21 protein-coding genes are annotated in these 23176 nt (G+C 56.4%); 6 read left to right on the forward strand and 15 right to left on the reverse strand.

Annotated elements, in window-relative coordinates:
• The first annotated feature begins 149 nt into the window (after positions 1-149).
• Together BXY39_RS19465 and BXY39_RS07730 are read left to right on the forward strand one after the other, a co-directional pair.
• A complete protein-coding gene (locus BXY39_RS19465; RefSeq protein WP_211332126.1) occupies positions 150-2474 on the forward strand; it encodes a hypothetical protein in 2325 nt (774 codons plus the stop codon).
• Positions 2475-2840: 366 nt separating this feature from the next.
• Positions 2841-3425 (forward strand): YceI family protein, encoded by a 585-nt coding sequence (locus BXY39_RS07730; RefSeq protein ID WP_121938246.1) that lies wholly within the window; start codon positions 2841-2843, stop codon positions 3423-3425.
• 146 nt (positions 3426-3571) lie between these two features.
• Here the strand turns inward: BXY39_RS07730 and BXY39_RS07735 are convergent, their stop codons facing one another.
• From BXY39_RS07735 to BXY39_RS07805, 15 genes are all read right to left on the reverse strand, one after another.
• Positions 3572-3973 carry a helix-turn-helix domain-containing protein gene (locus BXY39_RS07735; protein WP_121938247.1) on the reverse strand — a complete coding sequence of 134 codons (402 nt, stop codon included), beginning with the start codon at positions 3971-3973 and terminating at the stop codon, positions 3572-3574.
• Between the two features lie 249 nt (positions 3974-4222).
• Complete coding sequence (gene pepN / locus BXY39_RS07740) at positions 4223-6895, reverse strand: aminopeptidase N (RefSeq protein WP_121938248.1); 2673 nt, start codon at positions 6893-6895, stop codon at positions 4223-4225.
• A gap of 3 nt (positions 6896-6898) precedes the next feature.
• Positions 6899-7390 carry an Lrp/AsnC family transcriptional regulator gene (locus tag BXY39_RS07745; protein ID WP_121938249.1) on the reverse strand — a complete coding sequence of 164 codons (492 nt, stop codon included), beginning with the start codon at positions 7388-7390 and terminating at the stop codon, positions 6899-6901.
• A 123-nt stretch (positions 7391-7513) separates the two neighbouring features.
• Entirely contained in the window at positions 7514-7966 is a 453-nt protein-coding gene (locus tag BXY39_RS07750; protein WP_170163695.1) for a DoxX family protein, read from the reverse strand.
• A gap of 10 nt (positions 7967-7976) precedes the next feature.
• Positions 7977-8744, reverse strand: a complete 768-nt coding sequence (locus BXY39_RS07755) for an HvfC/BufC N-terminal domain-containing protein (RefSeq protein ID WP_170163696.1) — start codon at positions 8742-8744, stop codon at positions 7977-7979.
• Positions 8737-9642 carry an MNIO family bufferin maturase gene (gene bufB / locus BXY39_RS07760; RefSeq protein WP_121938252.1) on the reverse strand — a complete coding sequence of 302 codons (906 nt, stop codon included), beginning with the start codon at positions 9640-9642 and terminating at the stop codon, positions 8737-8739. The genes BXY39_RS07755 and bufB overlap by 8 nt, the downstream gene beginning before the upstream one ends.
• Before the next feature lie 53 nt (positions 9643-9695).
• Complete coding sequence (locus BXY39_RS07765; protein WP_121938253.1) at positions 9696-9971, reverse strand: BufA1 family periplasmic bufferin-type metallophore; 276 nt, start codon at positions 9969-9971, stop codon at positions 9696-9698.
• A 329-nt stretch (positions 9972-10300) separates the two neighbouring features.
• Positions 10301-13423 carry a tetratricopeptide repeat protein gene (locus tag BXY39_RS07770; protein WP_147453507.1) on the reverse strand — a complete coding sequence of 1041 codons (3123 nt, stop codon included), beginning with the start codon at positions 13421-13423 and terminating at the stop codon, positions 10301-10303.
• Positions 13410-14159, reverse strand: coding sequence for an OmpA/MotB family protein (locus BXY39_RS07775; protein ID WP_121938255.1), 750 nt, complete (start codon positions 14157-14159; stop codon positions 13410-13412). The genes BXY39_RS07770 and BXY39_RS07775 overlap by 14 nt, the downstream gene beginning before the upstream one ends.
• Entirely contained in the window at positions 14156-14845 is a 690-nt protein-coding gene (locus tag BXY39_RS07780) for a hypothetical protein (protein ID WP_121938256.1), read from the reverse strand. Before BXY39_RS07780 ends, BXY39_RS07775 begins: the two co-directional genes overlap by 4 nt.
• Before the next feature lie 37 nt (positions 14846-14882).
• The gene (locus BXY39_RS07785) at positions 14883-15530 is read right to left on the reverse strand and encodes a protein phosphatase CheZ (RefSeq protein ID WP_121938257.1); all 648 of its coding nucleotides are present in this window, start codon (positions 15528-15530) and stop codon (positions 14883-14885) included.
• Between the two features lie 216 nt (positions 15531-15746).
• Complete coding sequence (locus tag BXY39_RS07790; protein ID WP_147453508.1) at positions 15747-16409, reverse strand: MotE family protein; 663 nt, start codon at positions 16407-16409, stop codon at positions 15747-15749.
• A gap of 256 nt (positions 16410-16665) precedes the next feature.
• Positions 16666-17124, reverse strand: a complete 459-nt coding sequence (locus BXY39_RS07795) for a DUF6468 domain-containing protein (RefSeq protein ID WP_121938259.1) — start codon at positions 17122-17124, stop codon at positions 16666-16668.
• The gene (fliM, locus tag BXY39_RS07800; RefSeq protein WP_121938260.1) at positions 17121-18311 is read right to left on the reverse strand and encodes a flagellar motor switch protein FliM; all 1191 of its coding nucleotides are present in this window, start codon (positions 18309-18311) and stop codon (positions 17121-17123) included. Before fliM ends, BXY39_RS07795 begins: the two co-directional genes overlap by 4 nt.
• A 115-nt stretch (positions 18312-18426) precedes the next feature.
• Entirely contained in the window at positions 18427-19014 is a 588-nt protein-coding gene (locus BXY39_RS07805; protein ID WP_121938261.1) for a flagellar basal body-associated FliL family protein, read from the reverse strand.
• Between the two features lie 423 nt (positions 19015-19437).
• On the opposite strand from BXY39_RS07805, the gene BXY39_RS07810 reads away from it, so the two are divergent.
• The 4 genes from BXY39_RS07810 (at position 19438) to flgH (ending at position 22921) form a co-directional block, all read left to right on the forward strand.
• The gene (locus tag BXY39_RS07810; protein ID WP_170163697.1) at positions 19438-20184 is read left to right on the forward strand and encodes a flagellar hook-basal body complex protein; all 747 of its coding nucleotides are present in this window, start codon (positions 19438-19440) and stop codon (positions 20182-20184) included.
• 97 nt (positions 20185-20281) lie between these two features.
• A complete protein-coding gene (flgG, locus tag BXY39_RS07815) occupies positions 20282-21067 on the forward strand; it encodes a flagellar basal-body rod protein FlgG (protein WP_121938263.1) in 786 nt (261 codons plus the stop codon).
• 30 nt (positions 21068-21097) lie between these two features.
• Positions 21098-22099, forward strand: coding sequence for a flagellar basal body P-ring formation chaperone FlgA (flgA, locus tag BXY39_RS07820; RefSeq protein WP_121938264.1), 1002 nt, complete (start codon positions 21098-21100; stop codon positions 22097-22099).
• Between the two features lie 33 nt (positions 22100-22132).
• Positions 22133-22921: a flagellar basal body L-ring protein FlgH gene (gene flgH / locus BXY39_RS07825; RefSeq protein WP_121938265.1), complete on the forward strand. Its 789-nt coding sequence runs from the start codon at positions 22133-22135 to the stop codon at positions 22919-22921.
• Positions 22922-23176 lie beyond the last annotated feature (255 nt).

Consider the following 23176-nt stretch of genomic DNA (forward strand, 5'->3'; position numbering starts at 1 on the left):
AAATGCATATCGCAGTATTATAATGATAATCTGTCTGAAATTTATGGATTTTCTGGCGGCAAGAGCCAAGCTCCGTTAAAATTGATCGGAATTTGGTTTAAGACATCGGTGGCGACGGATGTCCTAAGTATAAATATTGGGCGTAAAATATGATCGGCAGTTCCCGCGCATCCATCATTGCCATGTTACTTACCGGCACCGCGACAGCGGCCAGTGTCATGGTTTATGGCGCGCTGACGAAACAAACGGACCTTGATGTTCAGGGTGACGCGCTGCCGCCTTTAAGCGGTCGCACACTGTTGCCGCCGCCTGTGTCATTGATGATGCAGGAAGCGCCGCCGTCAGGCATACCGGGTATAAGACGATTGCGCATCGCCCGCCCGGCCCTGACCAGCAATCCGGCCCTGACCTCGTCCAACAACACGGCGGGCACTTCCGGTACTGTGACGTCGCAGCAAAACACCTCCTCCACAAGCGGCAACACGCCCTCTCCGTCAACTGCCGACTTTTACCTGACCGGAACACGCAGCGCCGAGTTGATCCGTACGCCGGTTGAAGCCCGCATCGAAACTTTTCCGACGGTATCGCTGGAACAGGCCATTGAAGGCGCACTGGCCGTGGATGAATGGGGATTTCAGGTCGTCCAAAACTACATCAATCAGGCGGTCGGAAATTCAGATCAGGTCAAACTGCGTATGGAAGCCCTTCTGCAAGGGCTTGAGGAAATCGCCGGGGATTATGACCTGACCACGCTGGCGGATGCCGCCAATCTCGTCATCGAGGCCGGCGCGCGCACCTATTGGAGTGCCTTCATGGCCCCCTTCGTCCTTGATGAGACCTTCACACTCACGGAAGGAGCGATCGGATGGGACCTGGGGCCGAGTTCGTCCGAACCCTACACCGAATTCGTCCGTGTGGGCGCCGAAAGCGAAATGCTGGTCGGCGACAACATGCAAAACCTGGAAGACATTGCGCAAGCCGATACACCGACCCTGCTCAGTGACGGGGTTCAGAATGTTGAACAATTCGTCGTCAACAATCTGCCGGACGGAAAATATCGCGTCGTCATACTGACCGCCCGCAAACCGGACGGGACTGAGCCTCTGTACCCGTTTGGCGTCGATGTCAAACGTAATGGCGCCAATGTCAATCTTGTAGACACACGTGCGACGGACGATCTGGTTCCGGTTATGAAACTGTCCACCGAGGGGCCGGGACGCCTCAGCGAAAGTGGCGGCTCGGCCTTTGACCCGAGCGGAGAACCGCCGGCCACCGGACATATGCTGGTCACCCGTGCCGACATCTCGGATGCAACCCTGCGGCTGAATTTTCGCCAGCTTGGCGGACAGGAAACCTATGTCACGGCTGTCATTGTCTACCCCGAGCCGGACGATGAGATCGAGGAGGAGCTGTCTGAAACCGTTGCCGATTTTCTGCAGCGTATCGCACCTGCCGCAGGTGCGAACTTCTCACCGCAGACCCAGGGCCCCACTCTGGCCAGTCTGGTTCCCATCGTGGATCCGGTTATTGTTTTCGACGACAATTCCGCAGGCCTGCCCACACAGGAAGCCGCCGCCGCGACACCGGATGCCGGACCGAATGTGGCACAGGGCGGTGACAACACCCCCGTCGACAGCGAGCCTGTGCCCGGTGTGAATGCCGGCGGCCCAAGTTCCGTACCGGAACCCGAACCGGAACCGCCCGTCCAGCCGCCCGAGCCGGAGCCGGAACCCCCGGTGCAGCCGCCGGAACCCGAACCGGAGCCCGAACCTCCCGTCCAGCCGCCCGAGCCGGAACCGGAACCCCCGGTGCAACCGCCGGAACCCGAACCGGAACCGCCCGTTCAACCGCCCGAGCCGGAGCCGGAACCCCCGGTGCAGCCGCCGGAACCCGAACCGGAGCCCGAACCACCGATCCAACCGCCGGAGCCGGAGCCGCCCATACAACCCCCGGCACCGGAGCCTGAACCAGAACCCGAACCGGTTCCGGAACTTGTTCCCGAGGCCGGCGTTTACGACCCGGTTCCTCTTGGCGAGGATTTTACACTGGACGGATGTGCCTCCACATTCGCCGACGAGGTTTTATGTGACCTGACCGATACATCGGGTTTTGTCCTGGAATGGCTTCTGGACGGCGAACTTCTAGGTACGGGAGAGTTGCTGCTGGTTCAAGGTACCGGCGACGGGACCGCATTCCCCGCCATGGGCCAGTATGAGGTCACGCTCCGTGTCCGGTATGACGGCAGTCTTTTCGGCGAAGATGGTGAATTTGTCGATCTTCTGTCTGGAGGCCGGGTCTTTCTGCCGGGCGATCTGGTCATCAGCAGCCTGGAAGACACCGCCATCATCAATGTGGTTGCGGCCATTCCCGAACCGGCCGGCGCGCTTATCCTGGCACCGGGAGTGGCGTATATGGCATTCCGCGAACGCCGGCGGAAATCGCGCAAAAAAGACAAAACAGGCAAAGACGAATAGGCCCTGCCCGACCTGTCCGTCATTATTTGTCCAAACGGTGGACGGCCCTGCCCCAGAACGCCCTGTTTTGGGACGTCATGATCGTGCCGTGCCTGTTCACGATATTGATATATGTCATGATCAGATCTTTTTTGATCTGCCATTTAACCCGAATATCGCCATGGCATTATACAGGTCTGTAAAAGGGCCTGCGGGTGCATAAATATCGTTTAAAAGCATATCGCCCGAAACCCGGCGTCAAAAAATCAGGCAACGTTTCAGGCATCGGACGGTTTTTACAGAACCGCAACCGGAACCCAAGCGCTGTAACGGGAACCAATCCTGGAAACGGTTCCGTCTATATTGGTATCAAATTGGAGAAACATTATGCGCTTTTTGGTATTGGCCATATGTTTATTTAGCCTGACTGCCTGGGCAGAGGCGCCTTCTGACGATGCATGGATTCTGAACACGGCAGAGTCACGGATAGTCTTCACATCCGTAAAAGCGGACGACATAGGCGAAACTCATTATTTCAAGGATTTCAAGGGCCATATCCAGCCAACGGGGGATGTTCATCTGGAAATTGCCCTGGAAAGCGTTGAAACGGGTATCGACATCCGCAACGAACGCATGCAGAAATTTCTGTTCGAAACGAACCTCTACCCACGGGCAACAGTCGCTGCCAAGGTGGATTTGGCCACCTTTGAAACCATGGCCATCGGCGAACGCCGCACCGCGCCGGTCATGCTGGAGCTCGATATCCACGGCATAGACGACAAATTCAGGCATGAAGTATTCGTGACACGTATCGCGGAAAATCGTGTTCTGATCGAAACACTGAAACCGATGATCCTGCACGCGGATGATTTCGATCTGGGCGCCGGCGTCATCAAATTGCGCGAACTGGTTGGACTGCCGTCGATCACCCCGGTCTTTCCCATCACGGTCTCTCTGGTTTTCGAGCATTGAGACAGGAACGCCCTGTGCCGATAAACCTGAACCAAACTGTATAAACCAAGAACGCGGCAGCCAAACCTGACTGCCGCGCCTGATCGTCGCGCCTTCTCTGCCCTTACCGGACAGTCCGCTGTTGACGTTTATCCCGAAACAGAATGTTAAAGGGAATATTCGTCCACACCGTTGGCAAGAAGCCGGGCGAGGCCCAGCACTTTCTTGCGAATACGCGGATCTGCAATACGGTAGTAGGCTTCAACCAATTCCTGCGTTTCTTCTTTTTCGAAGGTTTCGCCATCCACACCCTGCGGTGTGGGATTGTAGCCGGGCAGCTTTGTTTCCGCGCCTTCGAAGAAATAGGCAACCGGCACGTCCAAGGCCGTCGACATACGGAACAGCCTGCTTGAACCGATACGGTTGGTGCCGCGCTCGTATTTCTGTACCTGCTGGAAAGTGACGCCTAACTCGTTCCCCAACTGGGTCTGAGACAGACCCAGCATCTTGCGACGGGCGCGGACACGGTGGCCCACATGCACGTCAATTGGATCTGGTGTTTTATTCATCTGCTCTCTCATCTATTTAATCACCACGCTTAGAGTATAGGAGGAGTTTGCCTCTATCTCTAGTGCAAATTTTTCAACTTGCCCCGACTATCGCAAAACGGGAAGGCTTCTAGGTAGTGTTTCCTACCTGAGATGCGGCCTATCAAGTCGAAAACGAATACCGGCAGATTATTCCAAGCAGGCCATTGGCGACTTCTACACTTGCAAACTTTCTACCTCTCCCGGCGAAATTAAGATGATACAAGGCACTCAGGCCTGCAAGGACTTTTGCACCAGTTCCTTCACATCGCTGCTGATACTTTTGCAAGATAGAATTCGCTCCAGCGCCGCGCGCATCAGCTTCTGGCGGGTCGGCTCCAAACGGCGCCAGCGCCCAAGCGGAGCCACAAGACGTGCCGCCACCTGAGGGTTTATGGGATCAACCTCCATGATTGTTTCCGCCAGCAACTCGTAACCGGAGCCGTCGCCTGTATGGAAACAAGCCGGATTTGCCATTGAAAAAGTGGTGAAAACCGCGCGCACGCGGTTCGGGTTGTGCAATGTAAAGGCAGGATGCTCCTTCAGCTTGCATATACGCTGCAATGTATCACCGCGCCTGCTCTGTGCCTGAACGGCGAACCATTTGTCAATCACCAGCGGATACTCCTCATATCGCCGATAAAAATCATCCAGTAAATCCGTTGTCCCCCCGCCCCCGCCGTCGGCGGCATGATCCGGTATGTGAGCCGCTTCAACCAGTGCGGCCATACGTTCGGTCATGGTAAAGGCGCGTCTATAGTGCTCCCCGACATAACCGGCCCCGCCTTCAAGCCGAGCTACATAGGACAGAAGCAGGCCGCTCAGACGCCGTATGGCTTTGGCCTCACTGCTCAGGTCCGGCGTCTGTCTGTCCCTGTATTCCGTGTAAGAGGCCTGCAAGAGTTCCGCATCATTTGCAGCCAGTGTGTTTAATACGGCCTCCCGCGCCCGGTGCAGCCTTACCGGGTCCAACGCATCAACGGCATCGCCGATTTCCGTCTCTCCCGGCAGGGACAGTAGCTCGGCCGTCAGGGCCGCATCCTCTAGGGGACCGGAAAGCAGATGCGTGAAAAACGCCAAAAGAGCCTGCCCCGCTTCACCACTGCCGACCGGAACATCGTGCATGCGATCCAGCACCGTTTTCCGGCCCAATGTCTGTGCCGCCTCAAAACGAACAAAAGCATCGTCATCGTGCCGGGCCAGGAAAGACAGATCGTCCAGGCTTACATCCGTCTTCAAAATCACGGGGGCGGAAAAGCCGCGCAACAGGCTGGGAACCGCATCAACGGGTACATCGGCAAACACAAAACGCTCCACAGGTTTGCGGAGCTCCAGCAGAAACCCCTGCTCCAGCCTCTGGCCGGTGCCGTCCACGAGGCGTGGTGCGGAACGATCGCTTGCGTTTCGCGGCAGCCAATCCATGAGCAACGGCATATGAAACGGTTCTTTCACCGGCTGGCCGGGTGTGGGCGGGCAGGACTGGACGACCTCCAGCACCGTCATGCCGGTTTCATCCCGGGAACGGCGTATGTCCAAATGCGGCGTACCGGACTGGGCATACCAAAGACGAAACTGCGTCAGGTCCCTGCCGCCGGCATCCTCCATCGTCCGCACGAAATCCTCGCAGGTAACCGCCTGGCCGTCGTGCCGTTCGATATAAAGGGCCATGCCGGCCTGAAAAGCCTCCGTGCCGATCAGGTGGCGCATCATGCGGATCACCTCGGCTCCCTTATTGTAGACGGTCGCGGTGTAGAAATTATTGATTTCAACATAGCTGTCCGGTCTGACGGGATGCGCTAAGGGACCACTGTCCTCGGGAAACTGTATGGTCCTCAGCAGACGGACATCATCCAGACGCTTTAAAGCGCGCGAGCCCATATCGCTTGAAAATTCCTGATCCCGGAAAACAGTCAACCCCTCCTTCAGGCTCAATTGGAACCAATCCCGGCAGGTAATGCGGTTGCCTGTCCAATTGTGGAAATATTCGTGGCCAATGACCCCTTCAACATTGTCGAAGTCCCTGTCCGTGGCGGTCTCTGCCGCGGCCAGTACGAATTTGGTGTTGAAGATATTGAGGCTCTTGTTTTCCATGGCCCCCATATTGAAATCGGACACGGCCACGATGTTGTAGACATCCAGATCATACTCGAGACCAAAGACATCCTCATCCCAGCGCATGGCTCGTTTCAGAGAGGCCAGCGCGTGGCCGCACTGCCCGATATCATGGGGTTTGGCATACAGATGCAAATCCACGGGCCGGCCGCTGCGGGTCACGAAGCGCTCGCTCAGGCACTCCAGATCGCCGGCCACCAGGGCAAACAGATAACAGGGTTTGGGAAATGGATCGCGCCATACCGCGTAATGACGCCCGCCCGGCAGCATACCGCTCTCCACACGATTGCCATTGGACAGCAAAACGGGACAGTGTTCCCTGGAGGCCTCGATCCGTACATCATACAGGCTGAGGATATCGGGACGGTCCGGAAAAAACGTAATATGACGAAAGCCCTCGGCTTCGCATTGTGTGCAGAAACACCCCTCAGAAAGATACAGACCCTCCAGACGCGTATTCGCCGCCGGATCAAGAACCGTGTCTATGGTCAGCGTAAAGTGGTCGGGAACGTTTTTGAGAGACAGACCATCCACATCAAGGTCATAGAGGCTTTCGGCGACAGGCCTGCCATCAACAGCGAGCCCGGCAAGCCGCATGTGGGCAGATCCATCCAGCCTGATGGATGCTGCCGTTACATCCTGACGCACACAGTCAAGCGTGGCTTTCACACGGGTCTCATGCCGGTCCAGGCTGATGACGAGGGAAATACGGGGAATGGAAAAGCCTGGCGGTTTATAATCTGCAAGACGGATGGTCTTGTTTGCCGTGGAAACCGTCGGGCTTCGCTCCATATCCTATCCCCGTTTGCGTTTGGTGCGACCGCGCTGCTCGGCATATTCGAGCGGCAGTGCAGTGGTATATTTGATCCGTTCCATGGCGAAGGATGAACTGACATCCGTCAGCCGCACGTCACTGATCAGTTTCTTGTAAAACGCGTCATAAGCCGCCATGTCCGGCACAACGACCCGCATAAGATAGTCGATATCACCACTCATACGGTATAATTCGACCACTTCGCCAAAATCGCAGACAATCCCGGCAAAACGGTCCAGCCAGTCGATATTGTGTTCATCGGTACGCACCGCCACAAACACATCCAGTGGGACATTCACCTTGTTGCGGTCAACCAAGGCCACACGGGCGGTGATATAACCTTCCTGTTCCAGAATCTGGATACGTCGCCAGCACGGCGTGGTGGAAAGACCGACAGATTCAGCGATTTCCGCCGTGCTGAGCGTTGCATCCCTTTGCAGCAGGTCCAGAATCTTACGGTCGATTTCGTCCATGAGCGCTCCCTGCCTTCTTCGCACGCTTTATCCCGGTATAACCGGCGTTAGAATATCCGGCAGGGCCGGGACGGAAACGGCGTCTCCATTCCATAACGCAATTCAGAGCAGCCGCGATAGAGGTTAGGCGTATTTATGACGAATAATATGGTCGATTGACAGCTTGCCCGGGCCAAGCAGAAAGATGGGCAGCAGGGCCGCGAACCATGTAAGATGCTCGGCATAGGACGCCGGATACACGAAAAACTGGATCACGAAGGTCACACCGATCAAACCGGCGGCCCCGAAACGCGCGCCCAGGCCCAAGACCAGAAGAACCGGAAAGACCACTTCGGCATACATGGCCAGTCGCGCCATCACTTCGGCCCACGCCTCGGCGAAGCCATACTCATATTCGAAGAGCAACACGGCTGAGTCATCAAGGACAAACAGACCGTCACCCATCTTGGTCAGGCCGGATGTGAAAAAAATCTTGGCAATCCAGATACGTATGAAAAACAGAAACATATCCGTAGCCGCGAATGGCTTTTCCAATACACCAAGAACAGCCTTGGACAGACTGAGAAATCGTTCCATCGATCGTCTCCTAAAGAGGGGAGCGGTCATTCCGGCATGTGAAAACGCCGCGATCCGCTAAACCGGTAATTATATCAAGTGTCGCAGCAAAGTCGGTTCCATCCGTCGACAGTGCCGAGAGAAGAGTGAATTCCGCGTCATCAAGCGGGAACAGCCTGACAGCTCCCTGCTGTTTGATCGCAAGAGCCGTCTGGCCGCCCATATCCAGATGTACGGCTTCGGCCCGCATTTGGCCGGTGCCTGCCATCCACAGACTGATGATGGGATACCGGCTTTCCACCAGACACACATGCGGTGCCAGAGCGAGCCTTCCCTCTGCCAGAGCCGTATGCGCGGCGGCACCGTCCAGTGTGGTTGTTTCATCGATATTCTGCAAAATGTGGATGGCCCACTCCAGGCGGGCAAGGTCGGCAATATAAGGCACGCTCCGTGCCGGTTCGAAGGCTTCAAGAAAATCGGCAAAATCACCGCCATACGCGCCAAGGCGGGCTTCCCTGGGGGGATTATCATCTATGAAACGTAAAGCAGCACCCTTGACAAAAGGCCGTCCCACAAAAGCCGTGATAATGGGGAAAACGCCCAAAAGAGCATTGCTCAGAGATTCTCTGTAATTATTGCGGTGGATCTGCAGCCGTTGCTCAGGCTGCAATCCGTTCGGCGCCACCAGCGCGGTCAGCATACCGTCGGGCTTTTCCGCACCGAGAATAACGGCACGCATGCTGCGCTGTATCTCCGACAGACTGGCAGGTTTAACCGCTGTGTCAGACTTTTCAGACATTGGCCGGCTCTTTCCGAGCGGTGTCATGTGAGACGGCCATTTCGTCCATATGGTGCCGGAGAACTGCACGGGCCTTCATCGCCTCACCGACAAGCGTGTCAAGCGGTGGAATATTGGTATCCCACTCGACCAAAGTCGGCACAGGTCCGGTATGGGCAAGTGCGGCGGTAAAAAGCGCCCAGACATCATCCGTGACCGCGCTGCCATGATCATCGATATGCAGGTGAACGTCATCGACCTGACGGATCAGATGCCCCGCCAAATGAATTTCCCGAACCGCCTCAACCGGAAAATATCCAAGATACTCCAGTGCATCCCAACCCAGATTGGCCGCCGAAACATAAACATTGTTCACATCCAGGATCAGGCCGCAGCCGGTCCGGGATGACAAGGCGGCCAGAAAATCGGGCTCGGCAATGGTGGAATGGGTGTATGCGAGATAGCTGGACGGATTTTCCACAAGGATCTGCCGCCCCACCGCCTGCTGCAGGCGGTCCACATTGACCGACACCACCGCCAGGCTTTCTTCCGTCAATGGCAGTGGCAGAAGATCATTCAAATAGGTCCCGGCCACGCCGGTCCATGCCAGATGCTCCGATACCAGGGCAGGACGGTAACGCTCCACCAGTGCCTTGAAACGGGTGATATGACCGCTGTCCAGACCATCCGCACTGCCAAGCGACATACCGACGCCATGCAAAGAAAGAGGATAATGCCTGGAAATCGCGGACAGGAACGCATGATGCGCGCCCCCATCGACCATATAGTTTTCAGCATGGACCTCGAAAAAGTCGACGGCCGGCAACAGATCCAAAACATTTTGATAATGCTGGCTCTTCAAGCCAACGCCCACCGCCGGAAGGCCAGCAGGAAGCGCCTGCATATCATTGCTGGACATATCATCCTGTGGGGACATGAGTTGCTACCGGCCGTTACAGTCAATCGCCTGTTTTATACTTTTGGTTTTTGCGTGCTGCCGCCGGCGATTTTTTCGCACAGGCCTGCCGGCACGTAGATCCATTCTTCCTTGTGGTTATCAACGCTCGCCTGTCCGGCGCATGAATGGGTCGAGGTGCCGCAGTCATTCTGGCCCTTGGCGACGATACCATAGCATTTTTCCATTTTCTTCTTGTCGGCTGCGGCAGCTTCGCCGGCAACCATCGTCATGGCAAAAGCAACGGCACCGCTGGTGGCGATGGCGGTTTTGGTGAAGCGGTCGAATTTCATCTCTCTTACCTCTCTTGTCAGTGATCGTGCACCCAGGTTTTTCAAAGTGTCAGCCTGATTGGGCGCGGGTTCATAGTCTACCAACGCAAGAGGAATAAAAAATCATATAGCTGTCACGACTTGGTGAAAATCGGAAAACGTTGAGAAACCCTAGCCCAAAATGGGAAACGGCTGGTCCATGACAGCGGACAAACCCGCCTCGGCACCGATCGCGGCACATGAGGTCACGCAGTCCGTGAACATATGTGAAATCCGATACCTTATGGATATCGGTTGTTCTTTATGCCGAGCGCCCCGCCCGCCGGAGCAGAGGGACAATCATCCGGCAATCATCTGCCCGTGAAGTCGCTGCGATAATCCCGCATGAAAGACTGGAGTTTTTCCACACTGGCAATCTGACTTGCAATCGCGCCTATTTCCCGGCCGCTGAGTTCCTGATTGTTCGTCAGCAGATCAAAGGCATTGGCAAAATTACCGTCCCGCATGGCATTGCCATACAAACTCCGCACATCGATCAAACCCTGGCGATCCTCGAGAAAAGTCATGGCAATCGCCATACGGATCAGATGCAGACGCTGCCGGTCGGATAGAGGGGAACCGTTGCGCCAGGCATCCCCAAGAAGACGGCGGTTCGTACGCACAAGACGCTGCCAGTCCTGCGCACCCCAGTAAATATCCGAGCGCAGCAATTCAGCCTCACCGCTGTCATCCTGTTCCAGAAGAACTTCCGCCTCCTCGAAGCGGTCAAGCTCGATCAGGGCACGGCTTTCGACCCATCGCCGACTGGCGGAAATATCCGCAGGCAATTGAGGTTCACGGGTTGCCCTCAGAATTTCTATCGCCTTGTCGGGATGCTGATCCAGAATATAAACCTTTGCCAGATTGGAAGCGATCAATGCACGGGCGGCGCCCTCCGTGCGTACACGCACCTGATAATCCAGCAGCTCGGCGGCACGGTCCAATAGATCGACAGACACCAGCCTGTCCGCCAGGCGCCGGATCATCAGGTCCCCGTCCGCGCCAAGCGGCGTGAGTTCACGGAACTGGTAAAAGAGCCCAATCGCCTGCAACGGCGACAATGAATCCGCTTCGCCTTCAAGATACAAATCGCGGAAAGTTTGCCCCATGCGCGCGGTAAACCGTTTTTCCCGGGCAGCATCCGGATAATAGGCAACACCCTGGCGCAGACTTTCCAAGCCGCTGGCGTATTGTCTCTGCATGAAATACAGATCCGCCAGAATATCGATCACCTGCACTTCAAATGCATTGCCCCGCCATGCGTACCGAAGGCGTTCCAGTTCCTCGATCGCGCTGTCCGGCGTCATGCTGCCGTCGGACAGCGCACGCTGAACGGCGGCATAGCGCGCCCGGGCGGCCACACCCCGCTGCGGAGACATGGCGAGATCGGCGTATTGCACTGCCGCCTGTTCGGTCAGGCCTTCGCGTTCCGCCAGTCTGGCACGCTGAAAGACGGCTTCGGTGACCTGCTTCGGCGTCAGGTCCAATCCAGCGAGAAGAGACAGTTCCTCACTGGCAAGGACATAGTCCTCTTCGGCAATTGCTGCACGTACCATGGCCAACTGCATGTCCGCACGCGTTACGGCATCATAGGTCCCCATGACATCGCGGCCGCGCCGATAATGATCCAGCGCATCGCCGTAGCGACCATCGCTCTCGGCCACCATGGCAAGCCACAACTCAGCGTCCTGGTCGGATAAAAGGCTGCGGTGGGTCAGGTCTTCATACGCCGCGGGCAACTGTCCCATTCCAAAGCTGGCTATACCGCGCGCAATACGGAAATCGGCGCGTGATTCACGGGACGGGTCTTCCTCAAGAAGAATTTCCAAAAGGCCCATCGCCTCGGCATCACGTCCGTGCGCCACAAAAAAGCGGGCCAACCGCCAACGGGCTTCATTACGCTCTCCGGGCTGCGCGACAGACAATTCATACTGCAAAAGGGATTTGCTCTCCCGATACCGCCAGGCTTCTCCGGCGCGCCACGCATCAAAATCAACAAGGCGCCCAGCCCCGGCCGCAACACCGCGCCGGGCAATCTGTGAAACGCCGGCTGACGCTGAAAACAGCGGAATGCCGTCGGCCTGAATGGCGACACCGTCCGGAAAGCGTGAAACCTGAACACGGTCCGAAAAGGGTACAACAGCAATTCCCTGCGCAGTTTCCGGCAGTTCAGCAGCCGCGAATGAAAAACGATTGGCAAGACCGCGGCCCTGCGAATTTGTGGGAAAAATGACAACTTCATCGCCGACCAGAGGGTCCTCGACAGCGACCTTACGGCCCAAATCCGCCGCCGGAATGAATATCTGTTGTCGCTGGGCTTCATCCAGGCGACGTTCGGGCACGAGAGGAAAACGCGGCTTGGCAAGAGACTGCTTCATTCTGACGACCCAGTCGAGACCGACCTTCTCCAGCACCACGCTGATTTGCCGCCGTAACACCAGACGCATGACCAAGGCATCCGGGTGCGGCAGGACATCGACCTCCCTCATCCAACGGGTAACGGCTTGTTCATTGGCCCCAAGGTCGCCTGCATCCAGATCATAGGCCCGGTCAAAAACAAGCCAGGCCACCCCACCGCGTACGAAAGCAGCCCCTGCGACCGTATCCCGCCACGGAAATGTCAGCGTCAGTTCCTGATCAAAAGCTTCCACCACGGGCCGGATCAGGGACCGGCCTCCATCCTCACCGGATACGGGCATGACAGGCAGAATAAGATCGCCGATCACTTCACGCCTGGCTACAAGCTCAATATCGGTGCGTCCTCCTCTCTCACTGTCCGGACGGCCCGCACCGTCGACACCGCGCTCCGGCAGCGGCCCCTCGTCCGGCTCTTCTCCAGGGTTGACAATGGGCTCCACCTCGCCCGTGTCGGCGGCGACAAGACCGGCGGAAGAAGGGGGCTGAGGCTCATCCTCCTGGGATTGCGGTATGGTTTCGGCCGTGTCCGATGACGAAACAGGCGGCGATGAAACCGCTGGCGGTACAGTCGCCGGTGCACGCGATGGATCGGAAAAGACATCCAGGACCACGGATTGGCCCGACAGGAAATCCCGTGTCCTCGCATTCTCGGCGACCGTGAAAGCCATGATGGTACGGCCATCATTTTCAATCAGGCGCGGAGATTGGATATCCCGTAGAGAAGCGGCATCCAGGGTCCCGAAATCCGCTGACAGGCCGCGCTCAAAAACAATGCGTAATTCGGTACCGGTTCTCTCAAGGCGGTAGTCGGGGGCGACAGTGAAATCAAAAACCACCCTGGAATAGTCCGGATGCAGGCCGGTACGAATGCGTACCTGGTCCCGCGCCGATACAGTTCCGCTGTCCTGCGCATACGTCACCTTGACGGTCGCAAGCACGGCACCAAGAGCCAGACCGGCAACCATGACCGACCGTAGAGCAGAAGCGGTCAGGTGTTTGCGCTCAGAACAAATCATAGAAATCACTCTCCCTGCCTTCTGCAATTATGGAGATTTCTATCCGTTCCGCCAGTCTGTAGCGCTCCGCCGGCAAAAGTGAGGGGGCAAAACTTCCGAACCGGCTGTCGCCATACCCGATCGCGCTGAGCGGTGCCGCATAACCGTTTTCCGCCAGAAGGCCGGACACCAGACGCGCCCGCGCCAGTGACAGCTCCCAGTTCGAGCGATACCGGCCCCTGACAACCGGTGTAGGATTGGTATGGCCCGCCACCACGATCCGATTGCGCAAATAGACAAGCGTGGTCGAGATACGCGCAATGGCCGATGCGGCGGCGGGTTTCAGCTCAGCGGTTTTATCTTCGAAAAACCGATCGGCCGGCAAAACGAGACTGACACGCGCCCCGACGCGGGTGACATACGCATCCGCCAGCAAAGGCTCGGACGCAACATCGTCAGCAAGCAAGGACTGAAGATAATTGAGATTCATTCCCGCGGGACGCCGGACCATGATATGCGGCGTTTCCGGATGTGGTTCAGGTTGTACTTCGGCCCTTTCAGGATTGAACTGATGCGCCATGGTTTCCACGACCGAGGACCAGTGACGGAATTCAATCGTATTCATGGAATATAACAGAACAAAAAAGGTCAGCATCAGCGACAGCAGATCTGCAAATGTGATCATCCAAGGAGTATGGACCTCCTTTTCAACCGGAAGACGGTCATAACCGGTGTCCCTGTCGCCAGAACCGGTCATGGGGTTTGCACCGCAGAACCGGGACTGGCGGAAGCCGGATCACTTTTGAAAATCGCTATAATCTGCGCGGGGTCGCCCGGGATCATCCCGGTCGTATACCGGCCTGTCGGCAGGCCGAACTCGCCCAAAAGGCGTGCCAACGCCCCCGCACGGCGTAATGCCGTATCCTGGCTTTCCGTGATCTCGGCCGTGATCGGCTCCATACCGGTGCCAAACAGAAACGTAATATCGTTCTGGCGTCCCCTTGTCTCGGTGCGGGCCATGGCCGCAAGCTGCGACAGGAGGGTATGCCGATTACGGCGCACTTCCAGACTATCGGCTTCAAAGAAATATTCCAGTGGAAAAGCAATCTCGAGAACGTGGCCACGTTCTCCGGCAAAGCGGCCTTCTATACCCAGTTCCGCCAGAAACAGGTCCTGGACCCCATCAAGATAATTATCAGCGCCTATTTCTTCCGGCTGCTCCCGGTCTCTTGCCGGGGCCGTACCCTCAACACCGGTTTCCGGAGCATCAAAGGCGGTCTGTACACCTTCCACTGCTTCAAGGGTCCGGATCGATTGCGGGGATGAAATCGATGCCAAAACGATAAAAAAGGCCAGAAGGATAAGGTAAAGGCCGATAAACATACCGCTCGTGCGGTCATCCCCATGGCAGGTGCGGATATGAAAATCTGATTCATGGCGCATGGCTGGCGCCGCTCACGGCCTCCCTGTTACCGGCTTTTCAGTCAAAAGAGGCGAGCAAGGCATCGATCTCGTCCTGGGAATTGCCCTCACCTTCCAATTGTGGTCCATGGAGCAATTCCTCATCATTCATGACGATACCCTCGCTATCTTTTTCGGGGTCATCCTCGGGTTCGATATAATCATCGCCGATAGCATCCGCCAGGGCATTCAAACGGCCTTCCAGATGCGCCAACGTCCGGGTTACCTTTGTAATACGCTGTCCCGTCAGGTCCTGAAAACTTGATGCTTCGAAAAGTTGCGTGGAAACCTCTGTCAGGCGCTCTCCCTGATCTCCGCCGATTTGCGTCCCCACCTCGGATGCCGTTTCCGCGGCATTCATAATGATACCGGCGGCATCTTCGGTCGCCTTGACAATGGCATCAAGATGATCTGTCGCATGAGGAATATCCCGATTTGAAAGGGACTTCGGCTGCATTCCAACCAATTCATCCTTTGCCGAGCCGATAAATTGCAGCAGTTCCCGCAACTCAACAGCCACTTGATGCAGATCGGCAGAGGGTGTCGTCCCTTCGACAAGACTGCCCACAACCTGGCGAATATCATCTATGGCGACGGTATCACCACGATCCTGGCGAAGTGCTTCCGCCCGGTCTTCCAAACTTACAGCAGCCATCTGATTGCCCATTTCAGCATGTCTCCTTCATCTTGGACAGCAGGGGCCGGCGAACCCTCCACAGAATGACCAAGAACCTGATGCATATTTCTTGCCGTTATTTTTTTCGCCGTTTTCAAAGTCCATTCAGCGGACAGTTTATCTTTTTATAGCGGTCAGTGCCTGACGGGGTGCCTGTTGCCGTCAAACGCCTTTGATCACGACCATGGCGCTTAATATTTATACTTATCAGCGTCCACCGCCCTGCACTTCTTCAAGGCTGGGTGGCTGCGCCAGGGTCGCAAGTTCCGTTGTCAATCGCGAAGCCGCCGCAGGGGTCATCTGGGACATCAAATCGGCGACCTTGCTCGGCTTCATCCGCGTGACCAGATCAAGCTGAACCTGCAGGTTCAGGGCCTCAAAACGGGGGGCCGCTTCTTTCGCCTTCATCTTCTCATATACCTGCACAATGCTTTGCAATTGTGCGGCCTCCCGCTCTTCAAACAGGCGAAGATGGTCCTTAATCCGCGCCTCCAGAACCTCAAGCTGGACGATTTTGTCGTTGATCCGCTTTTCCGTACTGGCAAGCAGCTGTGTTTGCAGATCAAGGCTTTGTTCCCGGCGGTCAAGCATTTCACGCCGTTCACGCAACTGGGTGATCAGTTCCAGTTCTTCATTACTGGGCAAACCGATGACGATCGGTTCCTGTCGCGCCGGATCGGCAGCCTCGACCGGTTCGGCACCGGCCGCCTCGCCCTCCTGACGGCTTTCCTGATCGTCCTGGGCTTCAACAGGCTGTGTCAGAACCGAGAGACCCGCATAGATATCGACAGCACGCAGTGCAAAGGATGCCGCCGCCACAAGAATCAATAGCGGCAGCAGCTTCACCCTGGGTTCCATAGCCTGTTCCATATGGGCCATCCCATCACCCCTGTTATCCAGCGCCGAAATCGTCACATCCTACCGGCATCAAGGTTTCGGCGTATCAAACCTGTTCCGCACATCAGCAAAAGCCCGTAAGCTTTTTCTCATCCCAGCCCCACCGCGGCAATGTTTCGATGTGAGAAACCGTCCATCCGTGAAGCAATTTCCCCACTTCGCACAATTGTACGCGTTCACGGCCACTCCCATACAAACACCACGACGCCGGCGGCCAGGGATTATGATCTCAACGCGCCTCCCTGAGGGCGGCGAGCAGAGACTTCTGGTCTTTACCGCCATCCGCCGAAGTCCGACCGCCCGCCTTTGAGCCATCATCCTGAACGGCGTCGGACGATACTGTATTAGGCGCCGATGCCGGCCTGTTTGTCAGACCCTTTTCGATCCGGTCGGCAAGATTATTGCCGGCTTCGGTAATCAGCGTCAGTTCATCGGAAAGGGCTTGTGCCTTTCGTACAGAAATACCAAGCGTACTCTCCGCTTCCTTGGCAGCCTGACGCAGTTGCGTTACACTTTGCTGCGCCTGTACGACCGACTGGTTCAATTCAGACACCAGTTTCTGCATCTCGGCCTGACCGTTGCGGATAATGTCCAAACGCCGATAGACCATCCAGCTTACCACCATGGCCCCCACCAGCAGAACGGCCAAAACAGTATCCACCACGATCGGTACGAGGGTCGATGTCATCCCTGCCCCTCCTGCTGTCGCGCGGCATCCTGCACGACCTGAAGGCGCTCGGCGGTACGACGTACCTGAACGGCCACATGCTGGCCAGCGCGCCCCATGGCACCACTGACCATGGGGACGCCACCGCATTTCAGGACAATTTCGTCTCCAGGCGTTTTGTTAAACAATATGGTCTGCCCGACCTGGAGATTCATCACATCGCGCAGAGACATGCTGGTTTCATCGATTATCGCCTGAAGATCGACGTCCGCCTGCCACAATTCCGTCGCCAGATGGGTTTCCCAGATGGTATCGCGCCCGAATTTCTCCCCCATGAAACGCTGTAGCAGCAGTTCGCGAATTGGCTCAAGCGTGGCATAGGGAAACAGGATTTCCAGCCGTCCGCCCCGGTCTTCCATATCGACACGCAGCTTGATCAGAACCGACGCGTTGGGCGGACGGGCAATGGTGGCAAAACGCGGATTGGTCTCCAGCCGATCAAAGGTGAAATTGACAGGCGACAGCGGTTCAAAGGCGCCACACATGTCCTTCAGGACAACGGAAATCATCCGTTCCACCAGCGTCTGCTCGATGGTTGTGTAGGGACGTCCCTCGATCCGCATCGCAGCCGTCCCCCGCCGCCCGCCAAGAAGGACATCAACGATGGAATAAATCAGGCTGGAGTCAACGGTAATCAGACCGTAATTGTCCCATTCTTCCGCACGGAAAACGGCCAGCATGGCCGGCAAGGGTATGGAATTGAGATAGTCGCCAAAACGCACCGATGTAATATTGTCGAGAGAAACCTCGATGTTGTCGGAGGTAAAATTACGCAACGAGGTGGACATCATCCGCACCATGCGGTCAAAAATGATGTCCATCATCGGAAGCCGCTCGTAAGAGACGAGCGCGCTGTTGATCAGGGCATGGATACCCGTTGTCTCACCGGTGTCGGAATCCCCGTCAAAACCAAGCAGACTGTCAATCTCATCCTGATCCAGCACACGTCCGGGTGACGGCGAATCCATGTCCTCATCGCCATCTTCGGCAGCACCTTCACTGGCCATGGCCTCCCACTCGGCGGCCATGGCGTCCTGATCATCCGGATCGGCGGAACCCTCATCGCCGTCATCGCCGTCTCCAGCCATTGCGGCCCATTCCGCTGCCAGGGCGTCGTCGTCTACCGGTTCGTCGTCGTCTTCAGCCATTGATCATTCACCCATGGGCATGGACTGCCGGTCCGTGTGACGCAGTCCCATCGCTATGCGACAGGCCTCATCGGCTTCCTGTTGCCAAATTGTCCTTGCCACTTGCCGCCACACATTAACCGCCCTGAATCAGAAATTCCTGAAAAAGGATATCCTTGACCCGCGTCGGAGCAACCGCTTGATTGATGCGCATAAGCAGTTCCTCCTTGAGACGGAATATGCCCGCGGCACCGTCCAGGTCTTCGGGCCGCAATTCACGCATATAGGCATTGAATTCATCCAGTATGCGGGGCAGCTTTGTCTCAAGGTCGGCAAGATAGCTTTGCCTGTCCACTTCAAGGGTAATTCTGGCCTTGAGAAAGCTGGCACCCTGTCCACCGGTATTCAGGTTATAAAGCTGGTCGGGCAAGGGGTAGAAAAGAAGCTGCAATTCCTCAAGCGGGACGTCTTCTTCCAACTGCGCGCGGCGTTGGGCCGCTTCATCCGCCAGGCGCTCCAGTTCCTGCTCAACCGAGCCGGAGGCATCTTCGGGGACCTCTTCCTCGCTTCCGCCCGAGAACAACGAAATCAGACCGACAATACCAAGCAGCACAACAAATACAGCGCCGCCAATCATGGCGATCTGTTTGCCGCCAAGCCGCTTGCGCTCGAGACCTTCAACGAGGTCCGCTTCATCAAGTACCGGCGCTTCGGTATCCGTCATAGCCTGCCTATTCGTATTCTTCTTTTACGCCGCTTTCCACCGTGCACAGCGAAACCAGGCAGAGCCGACGCCTGCCTGACTGCATTGGAACATCGTTGTGTCACACTGCGCGAAGCTAAAGATATCTTTAAACTCGTATAGTTAACAAGCCATGAAGGCCTTGTGAGAAGCAAACATGTGCCAAAATGCATTTTGTGGTGAAGAAAAGCTTGCCGCACCGGCAGGCTCTACCCGGCAAACGATAGCTCTCCCCTGTAGCCACACCGCGATATATCAATTTAATATATTGATTTAAAAAGAAAAAATTTTTGGCACACTTTCTGCTTCGGTGTCGATGGCAATATGCCGGACCAACCGGCAGCACACCGGCATCAGATCAGAATACATGCCGGACCCGGTTGACCGATGAGCTGGAGAAAACACATGGACACAACACTTTTTCTGGGCATGTCAAATCAAGCCGCGCTTCGGCGCAGGATGGATATCATCGCCCACAATGTTGCCAACATGTCGACGACAGCCTTTAAAAAGGAACGTGTTGTTTTCCAGCAGCATCTGATGGACGCCGCAGGGGCCCAGGCCACCCAAGGGGGCCGCATCTCATATGTTCTCGACCATGGCATCATCCGCAATCTGGATCAGGGCACCATGATCGCAACGAACAATCCCCTGGACGTTTTCATTGACGGACAGGCATATCTGAGTGTCCTCAATCAGGCCGGCGAAACATTCTACACCCGCAACGGCCGCATGACACTGGACAATGAAGGCTTTCTCTCCCTGCTCTCGGGAGAGAGGGTGCTCGGCGTAAATGGTGATACCATACAGACCACCGCCGCCGATGGCACGCCGACCATTTCAGAAAATGGCGGGGTCATCGGAGATCTGGGTGCAATAGGCCAGCTACGCCTTGTCACATTCGACAATGAACAATTGATGTCGCGCGAAGGCGGCAGCCTTTACAGCACCACGCAGGCACCACAGGAAGTGGATGACCTGACCATCGCCCGGGTTGTCTCCAACGGATATGAAAGCTCGAATGTCAATGCCGTCGAAATGATGGCCGAGATGATCAAGGTCCAGCGCAGCTACCAGTCCGCACAGCGTAACAGCAATACCATCAATGACCTGCGCGAAGACAGCCTTGACCGGCTGGCGCGCGTTCAGTGACCGGCGATGGCCTTGAAAGGGATGACCCCATGACACACGGCTCTCGCAAAACCCGGTTTCTTACAAATCCTGATGACCGCACAGGGAAGGACGTGACATGAAAGCCCTTGCAACCGCAGCCACGGGGATGCTGGCCCAACAGCTCAATGTTGAGGTTATTTCCAATAATATCGCCAATATGAACACGACCGCTTTCAAACGGCAACGGGCGGAATTTCAGGACCTGCTTTACCAGAATATCGAGCGGGTCGGTACAAACTCCTCGGATGCGGGCACGGTCCTGCCAAGCGGGATTCAGGTTGGCGTGGGCGTACGCACAGCAGGCATTTACCGTATTACCGATCAGGGCAGCCTGCAAAACACCGGAAATGTTTTTGACCTGGCCATCAACGGCCGCGGTTATTTCCGTATGTTGCTGCCCGACGGTCAGGAAGCCTATACCCGCGCAGGTGCGTTTCAGATCGATCAGAACGGTCAGCTCGTCAATCCGGACGGTTTCATCATCCAGCCGGCTGTCAATATTCCCAATGATGCTGTTGGTGTGACCATCAACGAGCAAGGTCAGGTTCAGGCCACTATTGACGGTCAGGTCCAGCCCCAGATCGTCGGCCAGCTGGATATCGCCACTTTTGCCAACGAGGTTGGCCTGGAAGCCATAGGCGGCAACCTTTTCCTGGAAAGTCAGGCAAGCGGCCCGGCCGTCATCAGCACCCCCGGTCAGCCGGGTTTCGGAAATATTCTGCAAGGCTTTCTGGAGCAATCCAATGTGAACGCGGTGCAGGAGATCACATCGATGATCACGGCCCAGCGGGCCTATGACCTGAACTCACGCGTGATTTCCACGGCGGATGAAATGCTGAACTCGGCCAATAATCTCCGCTAACACCGGTTACGGCCCGATGAGGATATCGACATGACCCGCGCCTCTCACACGACGAAACGGATGCACCGGAAACCGGTACGCCACGGCATAACAGCCCTGGTGTTGACAAGCATGGCGGCCATGTTTGCCGCGACGCCGGCCTATGCCGTCACAATCCGGCAAAACATCGTGGTGTCAGGGTCCACCATACGTCTTGGCGATCTTTTCACCGATATCGGCGACAAAGCCGAAGATACCGTTCTGGATGCTCCCGTACCGGGCCGCACAATCAACCTGACCCAATTCGACCTGATACGGATCATCAAGGACAACGATATTGACTGGACGCTGCCGGGCCATATCCGCCGTGTGACCATCCGGCGTGATGGTATTCCCGTTGAAGAACGGGATCTTGAAATGCTGATTGCAGACCTCGCCATATCGGAAGGCGCGGCCCCGTCCCTGAATGTTCGGCTATTCGGACGGTTCGATAATTTATATCTGCCCCATGGCGCAACCTTGTCGGATATTGAAATTGACCGCTTCAGCCTTTCGAGCCGGCGGGACCGCTTCAGTGCCGTTTTGCGGTTTCCAACGGGAAAAAGCACCCAGGACATATCGATCACGGGCCGGCTCGAGGAAATGCACAGCGTTCCTGTTCTGGCTCGCCAGATCAGGCCAGGAGATGTCGTGCGGCAAGGTGACATTACGTGGATGGATATCCCTGTTCAGCGTGTAAACGCCCGTGTGATCCAGACCACCGACCAGATCATCGGCATGACCCTGCGTCGCCCCTTGAGGACAGGGTACCCCCTGATGACAACTGACCTGACACGTCCCCTGGCCGTGGAAAAAGGGCATGCCGTCAGCATCACATACAGCGCCGGAGCCCTGAAACTGGCCGCAGCCGGCCGGGCCATGCAGGACGGTGCGAAGGGTGACACGATCAGAGTCATGAACAGCGCATCAAACCAGGCACTTGATGCGCGTGTCATCAGCACCAATCAGGTGGAAGTCATCAGTATCCGGTCTCTCCTGACGGCAAACAGATAAGACCAACAGGGCAGTCCATTTTGGAGACAGACAATGCGGAAGCACGTTCAACAACTTGTTACCATATCGGTTCTCGCCGCCAGCCTCGGGGCGTGCTCCAACCTGAACAGACTTGGCTCTATCGGTCAGGAACCGCCCATGAGTGCCATCAAGGATGTGGTCGCCCCCGTAAGGGAAAGCACGATCAGCGTGCCCCAACCCGACCCCAATCGTAAACATGAGGCGAATTCCCTGTGGCGAACAGGTGCCCGGGCCTTTTTTGAAGACCAGCGCGCCAGTCAGGTGGGCGATATTCTTACGGTACAGATCGCCATTGCCGACCAGGCCCAGATCGGCAATCAGACATCGCGCAGCAGGTCGTCAAGCGAGGAAGTGGGGCTGGATAATTTCGGCGGCGTGGAAACAGCCATTCCGTTTCTGTATACGAACAATGACGCCCCGGACGGCAGCATTCACGATGGCATTCGGGATGCGTTCGATCCCGGTTCTCTTGTCGATGCGGACTCGGCATCGAACTATACCGGCAACGGGGCTGTAAACCGCAGCGAAACCATCAATCTGACAGTCGCCGCAATCGTCACAGACGTTCTGCCCAACGGCAATCTGGTCATTCAGGGCCGGCAGGAAGTCCGCGTGAACTTCGAAAAGCGTGAGCTGCTGATTGCCGGGATCGTACGGCCTGAAGATATCTCCAGCGCCAATATCGTCCAGCATACACAGGTTGCCGAAGCCCGCATTGCCTATGGCGGCAAGGGCCAACTGACAGACGTACAGCAGCCGCGCTACGGCACCCAGCTGTACGACATCGTCTTTCCCTTTTAACAGCATTCGGAAGAAAGGAGGTGCACTGAGGAAATTTGTTGGAACGCTTATCGAAAAAGCCAACTTCAATCTGCTGAGATCTTCATGCAGTGGCCGGACGTCCGCAAAGTGGCGCCCGGCCCTTTTCTTTTGACCGGCATTTCTATGCAGCGGTCTCAGTCCAAAGCGGTTGATAATCCGGCATTGGAGCATTTCGAAAGCACCAGTGCACCCAAACCATGATCGGCTGCTATACCGTCAACCTGGCTACAGACA

The sequence above is a fragment of the Eilatimonas milleporae genome (assembly GCF_003688555.1).
Lineage (GTDB): Bacteria > Pseudomonadota > Alphaproteobacteria > Sphingomonadales > Kordiimonadaceae > Eilatimonas > Eilatimonas milleporae.